Raw genomic sequence first — 24,504 nt, 5'->3', positions numbered from 1 at the left:
TATTTACATATGAAATTGTGCATATTCATTGCTTTTTACCATTTATACTTATCATAAATCATACTAAAGCATAATTAGTTCTCTCCCCTGATTGACTTACCACATTTGGCCCCATCTCAAGGTGACTATTCTAAGAACTAAAAAATGGTACATAGTTCACTGGTTTAACAAATAAATAATAGAATTGCAAAGTTAGCTTAATTTAAGTTGGCTTTTCCTCTAAGTATTATAAGTAAGATCCACCACTTGCATCAATTAACTCACCAGTTATCCAACGACTGTCTGATGATGAAAGAAAACCTACAATATCAGCTATATCATTAGGTTCTCCCCACCTATTAAAGGTCGATAAACCTGCAGCATATTTTTGTCCATCTCGGTTACCCAATGTCTCAGCGTTCATTTCTGTGTTAATTATGCCTGGGAGAATTGCATTTACTGTAATACCACGAGCACCAAGTTGTTGAGCTAAAGTATGAGTGAGTGTATTTATTGCCCCCTTAGATATACTGTAGGCAAAAACACTTGGGGAGGCTACCCTTGTGACAAAAGACGAAATATTTATAATCCGGCCTTCATCTCTTAAACGTGGCAAAGCCTTTTGAATAATGAAAAATGGAGCTTTCACATTAATATTCATTACCTCATCAAAAGACTCCTCTGTAGATTCCTCTAACGTTAACACCTGCCCAATTCCAGCGTTGTTTACAAGGATATCAAATGTAGTATCACCTATATATTTTTGAAGAGATTGATCCATCATTGAATACAATTTATTAATGCCATTAAAAGTACTTAGGTCTGCACGAATCGCAAATGCGGAACCGCCATCTTTTTTAATTTTATCCACTACACTTTCTGCTTCTTCTTTTCTTTTACTATAGTGAACAACGACTAACGCACCAGCCTGTGCCAAATGTAAGGCAATACTTCGACCTATCCCTCTACTAGCCCCTGTTACTAATGCAATTTTCCCCTTCAATTTATTCATCTCATCATCCCCTTGTTTAAAAAATTCTACTTAGTTATATCACAAGATACCCTTTGAAATGTTGCTCACTAATTTGATATCCATAAAACCAAAAGGCCCACTCATAATTATAAGAGTCGGCCTTTTCACTTCACATATTCATTAGCTTTACATACAGCATCCCTAACTGTTATGTACTTTGTACTAAGTATAATAAAGACTCTAAATGGTATTATAGGTAAAGCCAACTTAAACTAAAGTTAATTCATATACATTTTGCTTAGAGTCTCTGCCTTTAAACAGTTCGTTTAGGATTCTATGCATATATTCAATAAAATTTCAGCAATGCCTGTATTTTTCATCTTTCATATTTTTGTTTCTTAGGCATGAGCATACTTAGAAAAATCCTAAAAACTAGTTGATAATCTTTTAGAATCTAACTTTCCTATAATACTCTTTGCTATTTCTTCAATATTTTCATTTAGAAAGAAATGATTACCTTCAAAAGAATGAAATGTACACGTTTCACTTGTATATTTATTCCATTTTATTACTTGATCATATGTAGTAAATTCATCATTTTCTCCATTAAATATAAGAAAATCAATATCACATGGTTGTATATTATTATCATGAATATATGTCTCGACAATCTTAAAATCTGCTCTTAAAATAGGGAGAAAAATCTCCATTAATTCTTCTGATTGAAGTACCCCAGATGGTGTACCTCCCATTGCAATAACTTCTCGTTTAAATTGTTCGTTAGAAAGATTATGTCGGATATTTTTTATTTTACTATTTGGATGGTTTCTACCGGACAAAACAAGAAATTCAGGTAATACGTTATTAGAATCCTGTATTTTTCTGGCTACTTCATAAGCAATCAAACTTCCCATGCTATGCCCGAATAGAATGTAGGGCGAAGCGTCTATTTGCTTAACTATACTGGTGTAGGCATCATTTACGGCCTCTTCCATACTTTGGTACAATCTTTCTTCAATTCTATACCCTCTACCAGCTAACTCTATTGGGACTACTTCAATATATGGATTAAAGTGATTTTTCCATTTTGCGTAACTAAACGCAGATCCCCCAGCATGCGGAAAGCAAAAAAGTTTAGTCTTCTGCATTGATTTTCTCCTTTCTTTCAAATTTGTATATATTTTGGCAAATTGTATAAATGTCTTTAATTATTATCTCTTGTGGAAATTCATCTCTTGTTGCACAAGCAGATAACTTATAATTTGGATCAATGTTATATTGTTTAAAGTAAAAGTTGTTAGGTATATTCTTGTATGAAATTAAAGTTGATGACTCTTTTTTTATAGAGAATGAATTTAACGGGATATAAAGCCCTTTTCCAATCGTTTTTATATAACTTTCTTTTAATGTCCATAAATCATAAAAATAATTAATTTGTTCATCAGAATTTATATTAGATATATCATAAAATTCTTCCTCTGAAAAAAATTCATTTGCTAATTTAAGAGCCTCTATCTCTGAAACCTTTTCTATATCAATACCCACATTAAAATTAGCAGTAGTACAAACCACCCATTCTCCTGAATGTGACAGATTAAAATGAAAGTCAGAAAAATTTTCAACAAAAGGTTTTCCATACTCATTATATTTAAATCTAATTTCTTCATTATTAATTTTATACTTTTGGCAGATTAGAGATCGGATTAGTAAATCCCCTATCAGGGTCCTATTAACGTCGCATGAGTTTAATAAACGCTTCATTCGTTCTTTCTTCTCATTTGAAACTAAGTTACTAAGTTGCTTAAACAAATGACTTTCAATATTCTTTGGTATTTTCACAGCTTGAATGTGTATGATAAATCACTTCCTTTTTTAAAAGATGGCTTCATATATGTGCGTTACATAAATTCAAATTAACTTTATTAAATTGCAAATACAATAGAAAAGGTGCATATTTACATATCAATGAAAATATACACCTTTCCTCAGTAATATCATCAAAGCATTAGCTTGTATTACAAAAAATAGAGAGCATTTACATCATTCTATGAGCAACTCATATAGGTTTCTATGTCTCTATCAAGTAAATTTTCCATTATCCTCTTAAAAAGTAATACTCTTAATATATTCATTATTGCCTACACTTTATTTGCAGTTATTGGGCTGCCCTTTTCGTTCATAGCGTTGCATCTTTTGCACTCTCTACTTTTCAGTTAATGAAAGGGATGTTTCTTTTATCCCTTCAAATTCATTTAATAGGTACTTAGCTATCTTTTCAACTGCGGGGAAGTCTACTATTTCTTCATGTGATCCAGGGACTGAATACCTATTTACTCTTCCTTTTAATAAAGGTCCCCAATCTGTAAACAACTCTTTTCCTTTCTCAGCACTAAAGTAGAGAACTTCTCCAGAGTATGGTATTAAATCATGCTCTGCCATTAAGTTCAGGCATTTCCTATGAGCATTGATAACTTGCTTCAAATTCATAAGATCTGCATCAGGCGGGAGTACTCCTTCCATAATTAATCGCTCTACAAGCATATCTTGTTCATGGAAGAGGCCTTCCCCCTGCTCAGTAAAATCTCTAGAAATGAAATGCTCATATATATATGAGAGCATATCCTCCGTTGTTTTATAGTCCTGCTCTGAAGGTACTTTAGTATCCATTAGTATCAACAACTCAACTTCCTCACCTTGATTCTTTAGTACAGTTGCGATTTCATAAGCAATTGCACCGCCTAAAGACCATCCTCCAAGACGATATGGACCTTCTGGCTGAACACGTTTTATTTCTTCGATGTAAAGTTGAATTACTTCCGGCAAAGTTAACTCGTCAATTTCTTTCTTTTCTATAAGAGGATTCTGTAAACCATAAAATGAACAATGGTTCTTAAGCAATCTTGCTAGTTGAATGTAACAAAATACATTCCCCATAAACGGATGAACGCAAAAGAAAGGTCTTTTTTCTGATTCTTGTAGTGGAACTAGCGCTGCTACTGATTTCGTCATATCATGCTTATCACGAATAAGGCATGCGATTCCTTCCACTGTTGGATTCTTAATCAATGTAGACACCATAATCTCTTTTCCAAACTTCTCCCTAATTTTTGAAACTAATTTAATTACAAGGAGAGAGTGTCCTCCTCTATTAAAGAAATCATCATTTACATAGACATCTTCTATCTGTAACACATCCTGCCAGATTTTAATCAACTGATATTCAATTTCATCCCTTGGAATGATTGGTGTAGAAAAATTATTTTCTCTTAGAATAGTTAAATTGTTCAATGCCTTTCGATCAACTTTGCCATTCGTTGTAAGAGGAATCTCGTCTACCTTAATAAAGTGTGCGGGAACCATATAATTCGGTACTTGTGTCTTGAGATATTCACGCCAATCATGCATACTACCATCTCCAACTACATAAGCAACCAATCTCTGCTCTCCTAATTTATCCTCTGTTACCAAAACTACTGCTTCTTTTACCAATGGATGCCTCTCTAGATTCGCTTCAATCTCTTCAAGTTCAATACGAAAGCCCCTAATTTTCACTTGATTATCAATTCTTCTCAAGTAATCTAAATTACCATCAGGTAAATAACGAACCAAATCTCCCGTACGATATAAACGCTCTTCTTCATTAAATGGATGACGGATGAATCGCTCTGCTGTTAATTCTGGACGATTCAAGTATCCTCTTGCTATACCTGCACCACCAATATATAGCTCACCTGTTACACCAACTGGGACAGGTAACAAATTTTTATCCAATACATAAGTTTGAACGTTCGGCAATGGACGCCCAATTGTTATTCTCTTACTATCTGTTTGGATATGATAACATGTTGCATCAACCGTACATTCTGTAGGACCGTATACGTTATAAAAATCAATTTTTTCAGTCTCTACTAGCTGTTCCCATAATGACGGCATGATTGCTTCACCACCGACCAATATCTTGCTTGGTACATGAACATCAGCACTTATTTCTAGCAATCCTCCATCTATTAGTAATTGAAGTAATGAAGGTGTCATATCAAACATTTCCAATTTATTCTCCCTAATATAGGACACAAATTGTTCTGGATTAGTGCGAACTTCACTTGGAATAATATATAAACTTGAACCATAAAGCAGCATTTGTAATTGCTGAATAGATACATCAAAGGCAATTGATGCATTCAAACCAACGCGCATATTACTAGGTATCTCATGTGAGAAAACTTCTTTTTGTAAACCATATGATAGGTTTATTACAGAATGGTGCTGTACTAAAGCCCCCTTTGGATTCCCTGTCGAACCAGAAGTGTAGATAACATACGCTAAGTTTTCCCCTGTTACCTCACATATTGGTGAAAGTTTGCTTTCTCGAGAAATCATGGCTTGATCCCTATCTAGGCAAACTACCTTGATTTCTTTAGGTATCCAGCCCACTAATACCTCATTCGTAACTAACACTTGAATGTCTGTGTCTTCTAAAATATATCGTAGGCGGCTTTCCGGATTCGATGGATCCAATGGAACATAGGCTGCTCCGGCCTTCCAAATTCCCATTAGACCAACAACCATCTCAACTGATCGATCAAAGCAAAGGCCAACTAATGACTCTGTTCCAATTCCACATTTCTGTAAATGATGGGCTAATTGATTAGCCCTTTCATTCAGCTCTCGATATGTTAGTTGCTGTTTTTCATCTACCACTGCCAACACGTCAGGCGTACGATTTACTTGCTCTTCGAATAGTTGATGGATTGCATTCTCACGTGGATAGGATATAGTATTATTATTCCATTCTTCCAATAGCTTTCTTTGTTCAGCCTCCGTAATATATACTAGCTCCGATAGATTTTGATCAATGTTTTTGAGCATTTGCATTAACACTTGGTGTAAATGACCCAGCATTCGTTCAATGGTTACTCTATTAAACTTACTACGGTCATACATTAACTTTAACGATAACTGGATTCCTGGAACTACAGCTAACCCTAATGGGTAGTGAGTTTGTTCTACCCCTTCCAATTCACCAATTTCCAGATTTTCTGAAGACTCCTCTTTCACTGGATAATTTTCAAACACATATAAACTATTGAACAGCGGTATTCCTCTAGGAACTTCACTCCACCCCTGAATCTCTGTCAAAGAAGCATACTCATATTGTCTTCTTTCTATCTCTTCCTTTTGTATCTTCTGCAACCAATCTATTAATTTTATATCATCCATCAATTGAATTCGCGTCGGTGACGTTGTAATGAAAGGACCTACGATGTTTTCAACATCAATAATCTCCGTAGAACGCCCTGAGCTTGTTACACCAAAAACAATGTCATTTTCTCCACTATATCGGCTCATGAGATATGCCCATGCACCTTGAATTACTGTACTCAAAGTAAGTTTATTACGTTTCGCCCATCCTTGTAACGCTTGAGTCTGCTCTTCTGATAAATACGTAACCTTCTCTGTGTAACCTTTTTCTTCCTCTTTACTTTCTAAGCCCAGCAAAGTTGGCGCAGTAAAACCTTTTAGCTTCTCTCTCCAGAATTGTTCCGCCTGCTCCTTATCTTGCTCTCTTAACCATTGGATATATTTCTTATATGGTGAGGACTTAGGTAACTTCACAGCTTCTCCATTCATTCTCTTCTGATAGACTGTAAGTAATTCATTAAATACTAATGGTAAACTCCATCCATCCAGTAAAATATGGTGATGGGTCCAAACAATCCGATATTCTTCCTCACCTTCTTGAATGACTGTTACCCGCATCAATGGTGCTTCATCAAATTGGAAGGCTTGTTTTCGATCTAATGCCAAAAAGACTTTTCTTTTTTCCTCTATCTCTTCACTTGTCATTGTACGCCAGTCTTCTTTGTTCACTTTAAATGGGATATTTTCATACACCACTTGTACAGGTTCTTCAATTTCGTCCCATACAAATGCTGTACGAAAAATTTCATGCCGCTGAATTACAGATTTCCACGCCTGCTCAAATGTAGGAATATTCATTTTTCCTCGAATCATAAAACTCAATTGCACTATATACGGTGCAACATGTTCATCCCCTTGGTCATGCAATGTGTGGAAAATCATACCTTCTTGCAAAGGTGATAGTGGATATAAATCAGTAATCTGATTGTTCTTTCCGCGATGCATTTTGTTTAGTACATTTGTCAAACCTTCTTGGCTAAGATTAGCCATTGCAAAATCCGAAATGGTCAGTGCAGATTCTCTATCTGAAAATTGAATCAATGTACTCAGTTGATATAGCATATTCTGTGCAATACTTTGAATCGTTGATTTGGCAAATTGTCCAACATTGTATACCCAAGTGAACTGAAGTTTTCCATCCGTTACAACCCCAATTACATCAATTACATGTGATCGCTTGGAACCGGCAGCATGATCTAAACGCTTAAATTCGTTCTCCGGAATAAACATTGCATCGCTAGAAAACATTTGGTCAAATTGTCCAAGATAGTTAAAACTAATAGACGGTGTATATTGGGAGCTTAATTGCTCACACATTGTTGCGTTCATGTAACGCAACACCCCATAATCAACACCCTTATTAGGAATTTTGCGAACTTGTTCTTTAACTGCTTTTAATGCTGCAATTGGCGTATTAGCACTAGTAATATTTAAATGAACTGGGTAAATACTTGTAAACCATCCCACAGTTCTCGATAAATCAACATCTTCAATAATCTCTTCTCGACCATGTCCCTCTAAATCTACGCTCAATATCGGCTGACCCGTACATGCTGCCGTAGCTTGTACTAATGCTGCTAATAATACTTCATTGATTTGGACACGGTGAGTGCTTAAAGTCTCTTGCAATAACATACGGGTCTCATTCTCATTTAACACCACAGTAATTTCCTCAGTTACTGCGCTTACTGGATTACTTATAGTACCATCTACCGGCAATTTAACTACGTCTTGTTCAGCCTGCTCCTCCCAGTAATGTAGCACTTCTTTTGATAGTCCAGTTTCAGCGTAATGATGTAATTTCTCCGACCATTCTTTAAAAGATGTACTCTTCATAGGTAATTGAATTTTCTGCCCTTGGACTACTTGCGTATATGCTGTTTGCAAATCTTCCAATAAAATTCGCCAAGAAACACCATCCACGGCTAAATGATGAATTGTCCAAAATAATCGACCAGCGTGCTCACCTTCATCAAAATACACCATTCTCATTAGCGGACCATCATGTAAATTCAAACTTTCTTGTGCAACATTAATCTCTTTTTGAATAACCTGATGCCAATCAGCTTCCGGCACTTCGTCTAATGAAATGACAGTAAGCATCAATTGTTCTTCTATTCCTTCATTCCACTGTTTCCAAACCCCATTAGGTAAACGTTCATATCTTAAACGCAGAGCATCATGATGAAGTAGAAGGTTACCTGCCGCCTTTTCCAGTGATCCTATGTCCAATTTCTCTTTCGTTCTAAAGAACATGGATTGATTCCAATGATGTGGGTTAGGATGATTTTGTACAAAAAACCTTTGCTGAATAGGTGTAAGTATCGTCTCTCCAGTTATAATTCCCTGTTCAGCTTGTACACCTTGTTCTTCTTTGACTACTTGCGCCAACTCAGCAATCGTTTGGTGTTCAAATATTTGTTTTGGTGTCAATTGTAAACCAGCTTGCTTCGCGCGCGAGACAATCTGAATGCTAAGAATTGAATCTCCACCAATTTCAAAGAAGTTATCATTCATACCAATACGTTTTGAACCTAGCACACGTTCCCAAATGATAGAAAGCTTATGTTCACGTTCATTTCTTGGGGCCACGTATCCTTCTTGTGTTCCTTGATAATCTGGTATAGGTAACGATTTCCGATCAATCTTTCCATTTATGGTTAGCGGTAATTCTTTCATTTCGACAAAGTAGGAAGGTATCATATGGATTGGCAGTTTTGTTTTAAGATACTCTCGCCATTCTTCTAAACTGCCTTCGCCCACTACATAAGCTACCAGCCTCTTATCCCCCGACTGATTTTCCCTAGCCATTACAACTGCCTCTTTTACCAAGTCATGCTCTTGTAAAGTCGACTCAATCTCTCCAAGTTCAATTCGAAATCCTCTAATCTTCACTTGATTATCCATTCTTCCTAAGTAGTCTATATTACCATCAGGAAGATATCTCACAAGATCACCTGTTCTATATAACCTCTCGCCTTCTTTGAATGGATGAGAAATAAATCGTTCGGATGTTAACTCTGGACGATTCAAGTACCCCCTTGCTAGACCTGCTCCTCCGATATAAAGTTCCCCCATCACACCAACTGGAACTGGCAACCTATTTCTATCTAATACATAAGTTTGGATGTTAGGCAATGGACGCCCAATCGTTACTCGCTTACTATCTTTTTTGATATGATAGCATGTTGCATCAACCGTACATTCTGTAGGGCCATATACATTATAAAACTCAATTTTATCAGTCTCTACTAGCTGTTCCCATAATGACGGCATAATTGCTTCACCACCAACCAATACCTTACTTGGAACATGAACGTCGTCGCACGTTTCTAACAATCCGATATCTATAAGTAATTGAAGCAATGGAGGTGTTATATCAAAGATTTCTAACTTGTTCTCCCTAATATAAGCTACAAACTGCTCCGGATCACTTCGTACTTCGCTTGGAATAATATACAAACTTGAACCATAAAGCAGCATTTGTAATTGCTGGATAGACGCATCAAAGGCAATTGACGCATTTAAACCGACATGCATGTTAGATGGTATCTCATGTTCGAAAACCTCTTTTTGTAAACCATGCGACAAGTTTAGTACAGAATGATGCTGTATCAAGACACCCTTTGGATTCCCCGTTGATCCTGAAGTATAGATAACATACGCTAAGTCTTCTCCTGTTACTTCACATTTTGGTGAAAGAATGCTTTCTTGTGAAATCATTGTTTGATCCCTATCTAGACAAACTATCTTGATTTCTTTAGGTATCCAATCTTCCAATGACTCGTTCGTAACTAATACTTGAATTCCAGTGTCCTCCAAAATATATCGTAGGCGACTTTCTGGATATGATGGGTCTAATGGAACATAGGCTGCTCCAGCCTTCCAAATCCCCATAATACTAACAACCATCTCAATTGAACGCTCAAAGCAAAGTCCAACCAATGATTCATTCCCAATTCCGCATTGCTGAAGATAGTGGGCCAATTGATTAGCTTTTTCATTGAGCTCTCGATACGTTAACTGCTGTTTTTCATCTACCACTGCTACCGCATCAGGTGTACGATTTACTTGCTCTTCAAACAGCTGATGAATTGTACTTTCCTGTGGATATGCTTCAGTATTATTATTCCACTCTTCCAACTGTTTTTGCTGTAATCCTGATAATATAGGCAACTTAGCTAATGATTTATCAGGATTCTCCACGATTACATTCAACCAGTTCCCAAAATGTTCAGCCATGGATTCAATAGTTAAGCTGTCAAATAAATCAGTTCTATAAACAAAAGTAAGTAATAAACCCTCTTCCACTTCTGCAGCAGTTAAACTTAAATCAAACTTAGCGATCGGAGCATTACTTTCCATTACTTCTATATTTCTTCCATGTAGTTCTGGTAGCTTCTGTCCCGTATTTTGCAAAGTAAACATGGTTTGGAAAATCGGAGAATGGCTTGTATTTCGTTCAGGTTGGATAACCTCTACAATTTTCTCAAACGGAACATCTTGATACTCATACGCCTTCAATGCTTTTATCCGTACTTGAGATAACAACTCTTGAAATGCCGGTGCATTACTTAAATCAGCTCGATAAACCAAAGTGTTGACAAAGAAACCAATCAGCCCCTCAATTTCTCGATAATTTCGATTTGCAATTGGGCTACCAACAATAATATCCGTTTGTCCCGTATAACGAGCAAGGAAACTTTGATACGATGCCAATAAGGTCATGAAAAGTGTGGCCCCTTCTTGACGACTTAGTTCGTTTAATTTATCCAGTAATGAGCGTGACAACAAAACATTATGAGTTAATCCATGATGGGTTTGCACTGGCGGACGCGGACGATCCATTGGCAACATTAAGACTGGTAACTCACCAGATAATTCTTCCTTCCAATATGCAAGTTGTTGATATAGTACTTCATCTTTCAACCATTCTCTTTGCCACTGAGCAAAATCGGCATATTGAACTGGTAGTGGTTCCAGCTCTGCTTGTGTTTCACCAATCGAATTCTCATAAAATGCCATCCATTCTTGAAGCAAGATTTCCATCGACCATCCATCTGAGATAATATGATGCATATTACACAGAAGAACCCATTCTTCTTCTGAAATTCTTATGAGTTTCCCACGGAATAATGGCCCTTGTTCTAAATCAAATGGAGATTCTACTTCAGTTTGAATCCATTGCTCCAACTTTCTTTCTCGCTCCTCTAATGAAAGCTTAGTTAAGTCCATTTGAAGAAGCGGACGGAAAATATACGGTTGAATCTGCTGCACAGGATAGCCATCCTCTTCATAAAATACAGTCCGCAAAGATTCATGACGCTCTATCAACTGATTCCATCCCAACTCCAATGCCTCAGGTAACCAACTCCCTGTAAGGCGGCATGCCATTGGCATATTATAAAGTGCACTATTTGGTGCAAATTGATCAATAAACCATAAGCGCTGTTGGGCATAAGATAGTGGAATATTATTTCCTCGTTCCATCGGCACCAATGGTGGAATTTCTCGTTTTTCGCTCCCCTTACGCAACTGATCCATTCGTTTCGATAATGCCTCGACCGTTGAATATTCGAACAGTTCACGTACTGGCAATTTGATTTGAAAGACTTCCTGTAAGCGTGAGACCACTTGTGTAGCAAGTAGAGAGTGACCACCAAGTTCAAAGAAAGAATCCCGAACACCAATGTCTCCTATTCCTAACACTTGACTCCACACTGAAGCGATAAGTTCTTCCAGCGGAGTTCGTGGATAGACAGTATTTTCGGCAGATTGTTCACTAAGTATAGGCAATGCCTTCAAATCAAGTTTCCCATTCGGTGTAAGTGGTAAAAATTCCATTTCAATAAAGTTAGTTGGAACCATGTAATTAGGTAAATGTGTTTGTAGATATTCTCGCCATTCACTGACACTGCCTTCACCAACTACATAAGCTACTAATCTCTTATCACCTTGATAATCCTCTCGTACCAATACAACTGCTTCTTTCACAGAAGAATGCGCCTGCAAAACAGCTTCTATTTCTCCCAATTCAATTCGGAAACCACGAATTTTCACTTGGTCATCTATACGTCCATGGAACTGGAGATTACCATCAGAAAGATAACTTGCTTTGTCTCCTGTGTAATAGAGACGTTCTCCTGACTTGAAAGGATGTGGAATAAATTTTTCCTTTGTAAGATCCGGACGATTAGCATATCCACGTGCAAGACTCTTTCCTCCAATATAGAGATCTCCAATTACACCAATTGGTACTAGCTGAAGATGAGAATCTAATACATAAACTTCTGTATTCGCAATCGGTCGACCAATCGATGGCGTACCTGTTGTCACTCCTACAGGTACATAACAATCTGTGGTAACGACTGTATTTTCCGATGGACCATACTGATTAATTACCGCAAAAGGAATATCGTTAGATGGATACTGCGTTAATTGATCCCCACCAGTAATGATAAAACGAAGATCCGTATTATCTGGCCAAGATAATTTCAAGAGTCTTTCCAGAATAGGCGTAGGTGCAAAGCTAGCTGTTATTCGTGAATCAATGAGCCAGTCCCTTAGTGCTTCTGGATTAATTCTCAGTTCCTCTGTTGACAAGTAGAGTGCTGCACCAGCAGTTAGATACGGCCAAATCTCCTGAACAGCCGAATCAAAAGCAACACCTGCAATCTGAGTCGCACGATCCTCTGCTGAAATACGATAAACTTCTTGATGCCAAGAAACCATATTTATTAATGAGCGATGTTCAACCATGACACCCTTCGGTTTTCCTGTAGAACCAGAGGTATAGACAATATAGGCTAAGTTCTCTGGATTTATCTGACGTGTAGGTGCGATTACGCTTTCCACCGTTAATTCTTCTAACCTCACCATTTCGACGTGTGCGAAATGTCCTTCTTGTCCTTCCGCCGTCACTACAAATTGAATTCCTGCATCTTCAATCATGTATTCTAACCTTGATTTTGGATACAACGGGTCTAAAACAACATAAGCTCCACCAGCTTTTAAAATGCCTAGTAAACTTGCCATTAGCTCTGCTGACCTCGGAAGATAAACTCCCACCACTGACTCTGGGGCTACTCCCTTTCGCTGTAAAACATTTGCCAACTGATTTGCTTGTATATAAAGTTCACCATAAGTCCACTGTTTTGTTTGATCAACTACCGCAATCGCATCAGGACGCATTGCTACTTGCTCCTCAAATCTGTCGCAAATAAGACCCTGATGGGACATTTCCATTACAGTGTCATTCCATGTTTCTAATAACAAATTACGCTCGGGTTCCGATAGCATGCTCAGGTCATACAACGGATTTTGCGGGCGATGAGAAACTTCATGTAGCCATTTCTCAAAGTGTCCTGCCATCCGTTCAATTGTAGTAGCATTGAATAAATCCTTATTGTACTCAAAAGTAAAAAGTAATCCCTCTTCCGTCTCAGCTGCCATTACACTTAAATCAAACTTTGCAATTGGACTATAGCTTTCTATCATTTCAATACTTCTACTAGATAACACCGGAAACTCTTGTTTCATATTTTGCAAGATGAACATAGTCTGGAAGATTGGTGAATGACTTGTGCTTCGCTCCGGTTGCACAACTTCTACAATTTTTTCAAATGGGATATCTTGATATTCATATGCCTTCAATGCCTTTTGACGAACCTGATACAGTACATCTTGAAATGTCGGTCTACCACTCAAATTAGCTCGATAAACTAGCGTGTTAACGAAGAAACCAATCAGTCCTTCAATTTCTCTATAATTCCGATTCGCAATTGGGCTTCCGACCAGAATATCTTCTTGTCCCGTATAACGAGATAGAAAACTTTGATATGCAGCCAACAGCGTCATGAAGAGTGTAGCCCCTTCTTTTCGGCTAAGTTCATTCAATTTATCATGTAGCGTGCTTGGCAGAATCAGAGTGTATGTCGACCCGTGATGGGTTTGTATTGCGGGACGCGGGCGATCCATAGGAAGTTGGAGTACAGGAAGCTCCCCAGACAATTCTTCCCTCCAATATTGAAGTTGTTGATCAAGCACTTCCTCCTTCAGCCATCCTTTTTGCCACTGAGCAAAGTCGGCATATTGAACCGGTAATGGTTCAAGTTCTGCCACCTTTCCATCCGTTGCTTTCTCGTAAAATGCCATCCATTCTTCAAGTAGTATTCCCATTGACCATCCATCTGAAATGATATGATGTAGAGTACAAAGAAGTATCCATTCTTCCTCTCCCACGTGCAAAATACTTGTCCTGATTAATGGACCCTCTGTTAAATCAAATGGCACTTCTGTTTCTTGTTGAATTAAACGTTTAACTTCTTCTTCTCGGTCTTCAGCAGAAAGCATAGTTAAATCCGTTTTCGGAATTGATTGAAAAGCATATGGTTCAATTTGCTGTACGGGTTGACCGTTCACTTCGTGAAAGACCGTCCGCAATGATTCATGACGTTCTATTAGTTGATTCCATCCCGTTTCCAATGCTTCAAGTAGCCAATTCCCTGTAAGGCGGCATACCATTGGCATATTGTAAAGGGCACTATTAGGTGTAAATTGATCAATAAACCATAAACGTTGTTGGGCATAAGATAGTGGAATAGCTTCTCCTCGTTTCGTTGGTATTAGTGGCGGAATCTCTCGTTTTTTATCTCCTTTACGTAACTGCTCTAATCGCTTTGCCAGTGACTCCACTGTTGCGTACTCAAATAGTTCACGTACTGGTAATTCGATTTGAAAGATTTCCTGTAAACGTGACACTACTTGAGTAGCTAGTAGTGAGTGACCACCGATTTCAAAAAAGGAATCCTTAACACTAATATTTTTTATACCTAACACTTGGCTCCAAACGGAAACGATAAGCTCCTCCACTGGTGTTCGTGATGAAGTAATATCTTCACTTATGAACTGTTCTTCTAATTCCAGTAAGGCTTTCCGATTCACTTTACCATTTGGAGTGAGTGGCATACCTTCAACTTTGAAAAAGTATGCTGGAACCATATAATGTGGCAATTGCTTCTTGAGATATTCACGCCACTCTCCAGTATCCCCTTCACCCACTACATAAGCTACTAACTGCTTATCTCCTGGTCGATCTTCCTTCACCAACACGACCGCCTCTTTTACAGATGGGTGATCATGTAAAGCTGCTTCAATTTCTCCCAATTCAATTCGGAATCCTCTAATTTTGACTTGGTTATCTATTCTTCCAATATATTCTAAGTTGCGATCATTCATATATCTCACCAGGTCACCCGTTCGATATAATCGTTCCCCGTCCTTAAAGGGGTGCGAAATAAAACGTTCAGTAGTTAAATCTGGTCGATTGAAGTAGCCACGTGCCAATCCTACTCCACCAAGGTAAAGTTCCCCTGCCACACCAATCGGGACCACTTGTTGATATTGATCTAACACATACAACTCTGTATTATCAATCGGACGACCAATCGGAATAAGCATTGGCTCTTTTTCTAAATCACAATTATAATAAGTCACATCCACAGTCGCTTCAGTAGGACCATACAAGTTAATTAACTTTGTTTGCTGAACATTGTAAAAGATCCCCTTAAACCGGCGAACCTGCTCAGTGTTTAACGCTTCTCCACTAGTAAAAACTTGAATTAAAGACGATACATCCCTTTTCGAATTATATAGTTCCATATAATCTAAAAAAGTAGATAACATCGACGGAACAAAGTGCATGGTGGACACACGATATCGTTCAATATACTCCTCAATCACCGCAGGATCTTTCTCTCCTCCTGGTGGAAGCAAACAAACACGTGCTCCTACAAATGACCACCAAAATAATTCCCAGACAGAAACATCAAATGAAAACGGTGTCTTTTGTAGGATTGTATCCTCCTCGGACAATGGGTATTTTTTCTGCATCCACTGTAAGCGGTTTATAACGGAATGATGTTCAATCATTACCCCCTTTGGATTTCCTGTCGAACCCGAAGTGTATATGATATAGGCTAAGTTATTTGCTGTTACTCCACTCACTGGAGCTAAATTACTCTCTTTAGAAATCATTACTCGATCCCGGTCTAAACAAATTGCTTGAATACCTTTAGGTAACCAGTCCTGTAGTGCCTCTTTTGTTAACAGCACTTGAATTTGTGAATTCTCCAAAATGTATCTCAGGCGATTTTCGGGGTAACTTGGGTCCAGTGGGACATAAGCCCCACCTGCTTTCAAAATCCCAAAGAGACCAATAATCATATCAGGAGAACGTTCAATACATATACCCACTAATGATTCAGGTCCGATACCTCGTTTCTGTAGAAAACGTGCCAATTGGTTCGATTTTTCATTGAGTTCTTGATACGTTAGCTTTCCACCCTCATAAACTACCGCCACTGCATCAGGTGTCCGTGCAACTTGCTGCTCAAATAGCTCATGAATCATACAATCATGACCATAAACTACGTCCGTATCATTCCATTCTTCTAGGAGTTGTTTCTGCTCAGTGTCCGATAACATTGACAGCTTTGTATATGATTCATCTGGATGATACGTAATTTCATTTAGCCAGTTCTCAAAGTGGCCTGCCATACGTCCAATGGTACTACTATCAAATAAGTCCGTATTGTATTCAAATGAGACAAATAGACCTTCTTCCACTTCATAGGCAGTTAAGCTCAAATCAAATTTAGCAATAGACATATTACTTTCTACCATTTCAATACTTCTACCAGGCAAATCTAGTCGTTCTTGTTTTATATTCTGTAGCGTAAACATGGTCTGAAAGATAGGCGAATGACTCATGCTTCGTTCAGGTTGCACAGCTTCTACCACTTTTTCAAATGGTATATCTTGATATTCGTAAGCTTTTAACGCCTTTTTCTTTGTTTGGCTCAAAATCTCCCGAAAAGTAGGAGTGCCACTCAAATCTGATCGGTAAACCAACGTATTAACAAAGAAACCAATTAATCCTTCTACTCCCTTATGGTTCCGATTGGCAATCGGGCTACCAACTAGAATATCTTTTTGTCCCGTATAACGAGCAAGAAAGCTCTGGTATGCGGCCATTAAAGTCATAAATAAAGTGGATCCTTCTTGTCGGCTTATATCCTTCAATTGACTAAGCAATTTATAAGGAAAAATTACGTGATGCGTAGCCCCAGAGTAAGTCTGCTTAACCGGTCGAGGTCGATCCACTGGCAGTTGTAAGATAGGAAGCTCACCAGACAATTCTTCCTGCCAATACGTAAGCTGACGATTTAGCACATCACCTTGCAACCACTCCTTTTGCCACTTCGCAAAGTCTGCATATTGAATGGATAATGAACTTAATTTAGCAGGATTTCCGCCCGTTTCTTCTTCATAGAAAGCAAGGAATTCATTCATGAATATACCAATGGACCAAGCATCAGAAATAATATGATGCATCGTACACAGTAATAACCATTCATCCTTCTCTAATTGAACAAGCTGATTACGAATTAAAGGACCATTCATTAAATCAAATGGTTCTTGCGCTTCTCTCGCAATTAAACTATCTACCTCTTTTTCTTTTACTTTTAGAGGAAGTTGAGAGTAATCTCTTACAGGTAATGCTCTAGGAAGGAATTCAATAATTTGTTGCACAGGTTGTTCTCCTACTTCTTTAAAAACAGTTCGTAATGATTCATGGCGTTCAATGAGTCGATTGAATCCCTTTTCTAATGCTTCAGGTATCCAATTTCCTTTTAGATGCCATACCGTTGGAATATTATATAAAGAACTATTTGGATTAAATCTGTCCATAAACCACAAACGTTGTTGTGCATAAGACAACGGGATTGCTTCTTTATTCTCCTTTTTTTGCATTTGCTTCTGAAGCCATGCTCTCTTCTCAGGAGAAAGTGAACTCAGCTTTGCAAGTAAATCACTTCTCATTTTTTTACCCCTTCCTCAATCAAATTACTCTCGAATATCCCTTGTGCTTCTTCCTCTGATAGCTCCTCTAATTGCTTAAGTAGTTCCAGTAATTCTTCATCATTACTCACTTCTGCTTCTTTTTGAACATAGTCTTGAAGACTTACATTCTCCTTACTATCATTCTGCATTTCTTGATTTTTGTTATCGAGCAATTGATCAATCTGTTCTGCCAATTGCTGCACCGTATGAAACATAAATAAATCATGCAATGGTATCTCGATTCCAAAAGCCTCTTTAAGATTAGAAACGGCTTGCGTAGCAAGTAGTGAATGGCCACCAATTTCAAAAAACGAATCCTGAATTCCGATGTTTTCCATACTTAAAACTTCATGCCATATCGAAACGATTGTTTTTTCCGTAGACGTACGAGGAGCAATATAACCACTTGCTATCTCCTGTTTCTCTGGTGCTGGTAAAGTCTTCCTATCAATTTTCCCATTAGGGGTGAGTGGAAATGCATTTAATTCGACAAAATAGGCTGGAATCATATAATTTGGTAGTTGGTCCTTGAGATAATTACGCCACTTTTGAGCATCCCCGTCTCCTACAACATAAGCAATCAAACGTGGATCGCCAAGATAATCTTCCCGCACCATCACAATAGCTTCCTTAACTAATGTATGCTTTTGTAATGCCGCTTCAATTTCTCCTAGTTCAATCCGGAACCCACGTATTTTCACCTGATGATCAATTCGTCCAACATACTCCAAATTTCCATCCGGTAAATACCTTACTAGATCTCCAGTCCGGTATACTCGCTCTCCTTCTTTAAACGGATGCGGTATAAATCGATTTTTCGTTAAGTCAGGGCGTTTTAAATATCCACGTGCTAACCCTGATCCACCAATGTACAGCTCACCGACTACACCAATTGGAACCATTTTTTGTTCCGCACTCAGTACATATACTTCTGTATTGAAGATCGGTTTACCAATTGGTGGTACCCTATGCATGACACCCTTTTCTAATTCCATATATGTGGAATACGTAGTATCTTCAGACGGTCCATATAAGTTGTATACCTTCTCAATCGTACTTCTCTCGTATAAATCTTGAACAAGCGGATATGGTAACGGTTCTCCAGCCAAATTCATTACCTTTACTGAAGAAGGAATTGTTTTTGCTCGAACCAATTCCTTTGCTGCCGATGGCACAGTATTAACCAAAGTCACACCTTTGGTAGACAACTTGTCTAGATGTAGAGCATTTTCAGCGACAATCACCTTACCACCCATCGTTAAGGGAACAAATACTTCAAAAACGGATAAATCAAAGGATAGTGAAGTTGAAGCTAATACTCCCGCTAATTCCTTTCGGGAATACGTGTGATGCGCCCAATGAATCATTGTTACTGTATTCCTGTGCTCAATCATTACTCCCTTTGGATTTCCAGTGGAACCTGAAGTATAGATAATATAGGCTAAGTTATCGCCCGTCACTTCACTCGTACATACCGTAGTTACTTCTTGTTCTATTTCTATTCGATTATGATCAATACAAATGACGTTGACGAATGTAGGTATAACCATTTTTTGTTGTAACTTTTCCTGTGTCACCAGTACCTTTATTTGAGCATCTTCTAAAATGTACTGCAGTCGACTTTCCGGATACGCTGGATCAATTGGGACATATGCTCCTCCTGCCTTCATAATTCCTAAGAGACCGACAATCATCGCGGATGAACGTGTAACGCAAATCCCAACTAATGATTCGCATGTTACACCATTTTTTTGTAAATAATGTGCCAACTGATTCGAGCGTTCGTCCAACTCTCGATATGTTAGTTCTTCATCTTCGCACACTACTGCAATTACTTCTGGTGTTTTTTTCACCTGTTCTTCAAACATTGTATGAATCGTACTTTCTTCCATATCTATAACATGCGATTTATTCCATTCCTCTAGTAGTTGCTTATATTCTACTTTCGATAACATATTCAGTTCTGATAGTACACATTTTGGATGAGAGACAATTTGATTTAACCAATGTTTAAAATGACTTGCCATACGTTCAATGGTTGTATCATTAAACAAATCAGTATTATATTCAAAGGTTAGTGATAATCCTTCTTCCGTCTCAGAAGCAAATAAACTCAAATCAAATTTTGCAACAGAAACATGGCTTTCCATGAGTTCCATTTGTCTTTCAGATAGCTGAAGAAAGTCTTGTTTCGTATTCTGTAAAGTAAACATGGTTTGGAATATTGGTGAATGACTTGTATTCCGTTCCGGCTTTACGGATTCTACCACTTTCTCAAATGGAACATCCTGATACTCGTATGCTTTTAGTGCTTTTTTTCTTACCTGCGACAAAAGTTCTTGGAACGTCGGGTTTTCACTGAAATCAGCTCGATAAACTAACGTATTTGCAAAGAAACCTATTAATCCCTCAATCTCTTTCACATTTCGATTAGCGATCGGACTTCCAACCAAGATGTCGTCCTGTCCTGTATAACGAGAAAGGAAGCTTTGATACGCTGCCATCAATGTCATAAATAAAGTGCATCCTTCTTGCAGACTTAAATCTTTGAGTTTTTCCTGTAGGGAATTCGCCACCATTAAGGACTGATTTGCACCACGGTGGGTTTGAACCGCAGGTCGAGGACGATCCATCGGTAATTGTAAAACCGGTAGCTCCCCAGACAATTCTTCCTTCCAATATTGAAGGTGCTGATTCAAATTCTCTTCTTTTTGCCATTCCTTCTGCCACATGACAAAGTCTGCATATTGGATAGATAACTCCTTCAATTCCGCCGGTTTGCCGTTTAGTGCTCCTTCATAAAAAGCCATCCATTCTTCAAGTAAGATTCCCATTGACCATCCATCTGAAATAATATGATGCATCGTACAAATGAGAACCCATTCTTCCCTATCCACTTTCAATATTCGTGTTCGAATCAGAGGACCTTGTCCAAAATGAAATGGTTCCTCCGCTTCATTTTGAATGAGCCGTTTCATTTCTCTTTCCCTATCTTCCAAAGAGAGATCTGTTAGATTCGTTTGAGGGATATGCCTGAATACATGAGATTGAACCTGTTGAAACGGTTCACCCTCCTGTTCTAGAATTATCGTCCGTAATGATTCATGACGCTCCAACAATTGATTCCATCCGGCCTCCAATGCTTCAATTGACCATTTACCTGTTAAGCGACACGCTGCATGAATATTGTACATAGCACTATTTGGCATTAATTGATCAATAAACCATAGACGTTTCTGCGCATAGGAAAGTGGAATAGCTTCTTCTCGTTTCATAGGTACAAGGGGGGCAACCTCTCGTTTTTTATCTTCTTTTCGTAACTGATCTACTCGTTTCGCCAACGCTTCCACTGTATCGTGCTTGAAAAGTTCACGTAATGGGATTTTGATTTGGAACAATTCTTGCAATCGAGAGACGATTTGAGTAGCAAGTAGTGAGTGCCCACCCCGTTCAAAAAAGGAATCTTGAATACCAATATTTTCTGTCCCTAACACTTGACCCCAAACCGAGGCAATAAGCTCTTCCGATGGCGTCCGAGGTAGAACATTTAAATCTCCAATAGCTTGCTCATCAGGTTCTGGCAAGGCCTTTCGATCAATTTTCCCATTCGGAGTAAGCGGGAAGTGTTCTAACTCTACAAAGTGCGCTGGAATCATATGATTCGGTAATTGGTTTTGTAAATACTCTCTCCACTCTTGGGTATTTCCATCGCTTATTACATATGCAACCAATCGTTGATCACCTGGACGATCTTCTCTAACTAATACGACAGCCTCTTTAATAAACGAACATTTTTCTAAAGTCGCTTCAATTTCTCCTAATTCAATCCTAAAACCACGCATTTTAACTTGATGATCCATTCGACCTATAAATTCTATATTTCCATCAGTTAGATATCTTACTGAATCTCCTGTTCGATATAGTCGTTCCCCCAATCGGAATGGATGCGAAACGAATTTTTCAGCAGTAAGATTCGGACGATTTAAGTATCCACGTGCTAAACCAGCACCACCAATATATAGTTCACCCTCAATTCCTATTGATTGCAGGCGTTGATTTTGGTCTAATACATATAATTGCGTGTTCTGTATTGGCTGCCCAATAGAAACAAATTCTTGATTAGGCTGAATATCAAATGCATTCACATAAATAGTGGCTTCAGTTGGTCCATAAAAGTTGGTTAATTGCACTTGTTCACTATAATTCCATTTCTGCTGAAATCGTCTAACTAACCCTGAGCTTAGTTCTTCCCCACCAGAAAATACATGGCGTACGGACGAACAATTCATGTTCAATTCAATACGATTGAAGTAATCTAAGAAAACAGATAACATCGAAGGTACAAATTGAACTATAGTAACCTGATGTTTTTTAATCACTTCAGCTATAATAGAAGGATCTTTTTCTCCACCTGGAGGTAAGAAAGATACACTTGCACCAACGTGAATGCCCCAAAACAATTCCCAAACAGAGACATCAAATGAGAATGGCGTTTTCTGCAAGATCACATCCTTTTTAGAAAGTGGATATTTATGTTGCATCCATTCTAGATAATTGATTACTGAATGATGCTCAATCATTACTCCCTTTGGATTCCCTGTAGATCCTGAAGTATACATAACATACGCTAAACTTTCTCCTGTTACACCACTTATACATGGGGTTGATTTTTCTTTTTCAATTGCAGTGTAATCTTTATTCATACAAATCGTTTTAATATTTTCTGATACAAACAAATTTTTAGAATTCTCTTCCGTCACTAGCACTTCGATTCCAGCATCCTCTAATATATATCGAAGCCGACTCTCTGGATAAGTAGGGTCAAGTGGAACATACGCTGCTCCTGATTTTAGAATCCCTAATAACGCTATCATCATTTGTAATGAACGTTCCATATATACCCCAACTAGAGACTCTGGGCCTACACCATGCTTTTGTAGATAATGAGCTAGCTGATTTGCACGCTTCTCCAACTCTTTATAGGTAATTTGTTCATTTTCGTAACTAGCCGCGATTGCTTCCGGTGTTTTTTTAACTTGCTCCTCAAACATCGTATGAATCATGCCTTCAGCCGAATAATTAAATTGAGTATGATTCCATTCCTCTAGTAACTGTATCTGTTCTTCTTCTGTTAAATGAGTAATTTCAAATAGTTTTGAATCTAGGCTCTTCGTCATCTGAATTAATATTTGCAATAAGTGATTCTGAATCAGATTTATTGTTTCTTCATTAAAATAGCTTCGATCATACATCAACTTTAAAGTAATTTTCTTACCGGGCATTACAATGAGTGTTAAAGGATAATTTGTTTGTTCCGTGCTTGTAACATCTAGTAATCTTAAATCATCATTTCTCTCACCTTGAATTGGATAATTTTCAAACACATACAAGGTATGAAATAAGGAGCTATTTCGCGGAACCTCACTCCAACCTTGAATATCTATCAACGAATTATACTCATACTGTCTTCGTTCCATTTCTTTCATTTGTATTTTACGAAGCCAATCTACTACTGATGTATTATCCGTTAATCGAATTCTGGTAGGTAATGTGTTAATAAATAGCCCCACCATATTCTCTGCTCCCATTAAATCAGTAGGACGTCCAGCGCTAGTTACGCCAAATACGACGTCACTGTCACCGCTATACCTACTCATCAAATAAGCCCATGCACCTTGTACTAACGTATTCAACGTTAATCGACTATTTCGTACCCACTCTTGTAACTTCTCAGTAAGTTTCTCAGATACTTGATAAACACACTCTCCATAGCCCTTCTCTTGTCCTTGATCCTTTCTTTCCATTGCTAATGGCGTAGGTGCATAGAACCCTTTTAATTCTTCTTTCCAAAATTCCTCTGCTTGACTTTGATCTTGTTTATTTATCCACTGGATATATTTTTTATAAGGAAGAGATTTAGGAAGAGTCAATAATTCTCCCTTTATCATCTTGAGATAAACTTCCATCACTTCACTAAAGACCAATGACACACTCCATCCATCTAGCAAAATATGATGATGTGTCCAAATAATTCTCGTTTCCTCTTTTGCTTCTTTAATCGCAGTGACTCTCATCAATGGTGCTTCATCCAATAAAAATCCTTTTCTACGATCTACATTCAAAAACTGTTGTAATTTCTTCACCCTTTCCTCATGTGGATAGGTGCTCCAATCCTCTTGATGAATAGTAAAAGGAAGACGTTGGTAAACCGCTTGTAGTGGCTTTTCTACTTCCTCCCATACAAATACTGAACGTAAAACCTCATGTCGATTAATAACATATTCCCAAGCCTTTTCAAAAGTATCAACATCCAATTGCCCCCCGAGCAAGAAACCTACTTGTACAATATAGGAAAAAGAATGTTCATCATCTTGATCGTATAAAGTATGAAACAGTATTCCTTTTTGCAAAGGTGATAAACCATATATATCAATAACGTCTCCCAT

Annotated in this window: 5 protein-coding genes; all 5 read right to left on the bottom strand. The window is 37.9% G+C overall.

Features of this window, described 5'->3' with window-relative positions; all coding sequences use genetic code 11:
* Positions 1 to 226: 226 nt before the first annotated feature.
* On the bottom strand, positions 227 to 991 hold the full coding sequence (locus MHI26_RS12445) for an SDR family oxidoreductase (RefSeq protein ID WP_001037514.1): 765 nt from the start codon (positions 989 to 991) through the stop codon (positions 227 to 229).
* A 386-nt stretch (positions 992 to 1,377) separates the two neighbouring features.
* Positions 1,378 to 2,100 carry a thioesterase II family protein gene (locus tag MHI26_RS12440; protein WP_001172943.1) on the bottom strand — a complete coding sequence of 241 codons (723 nt, stop codon included), beginning with the start codon at positions 2,098 to 2,100 and terminating at the stop codon, positions 1,378 to 1,380.
* Complete coding sequence (locus MHI26_RS12435) at positions 2,087 to 2,791, bottom strand: 4'-phosphopantetheinyl transferase family protein (protein ID WP_061667087.1); 705 nt, start codon at positions 2,789 to 2,791, stop codon at positions 2,087 to 2,089. The genes MHI26_RS12440 and MHI26_RS12435 overlap by 14 nt, the downstream gene beginning before the upstream one ends.
* 363 nt (positions 2,792 to 3,154) lie before the next feature.
* Positions 3,155 to 18,037: a non-ribosomal peptide synthetase gene (locus MHI26_RS12430; protein ID WP_061667088.1), complete on the bottom strand. Its 14,883-nt coding sequence runs from the start codon at positions 18,035 to 18,037 to the stop codon at positions 3,155 to 3,157.
* Positions 18,034 to 24,504: a non-ribosomal peptide synthetase gene (locus tag MHI26_RS12425; protein WP_061667089.1), complete on the bottom strand. Its 6,471-nt coding sequence runs from the start codon at positions 24,502 to 24,504 to the stop codon at positions 18,034 to 18,036. The genes MHI26_RS12430 and MHI26_RS12425 overlap by 4 nt, the downstream gene beginning before the upstream one ends.

Origin of the sequence: Bacillus sp. FSL K6-1218 (assembly GCF_038006445.1) — a bacterium.
Classification (GTDB): domain Bacteria; phylum Bacillota; class Bacilli; order Bacillales; family Bacillaceae_G; genus Bacillus_A; species Bacillus_A thuringiensis_S.
This window is presented reverse-complemented; position numbering and strand designations above follow the sequence as displayed.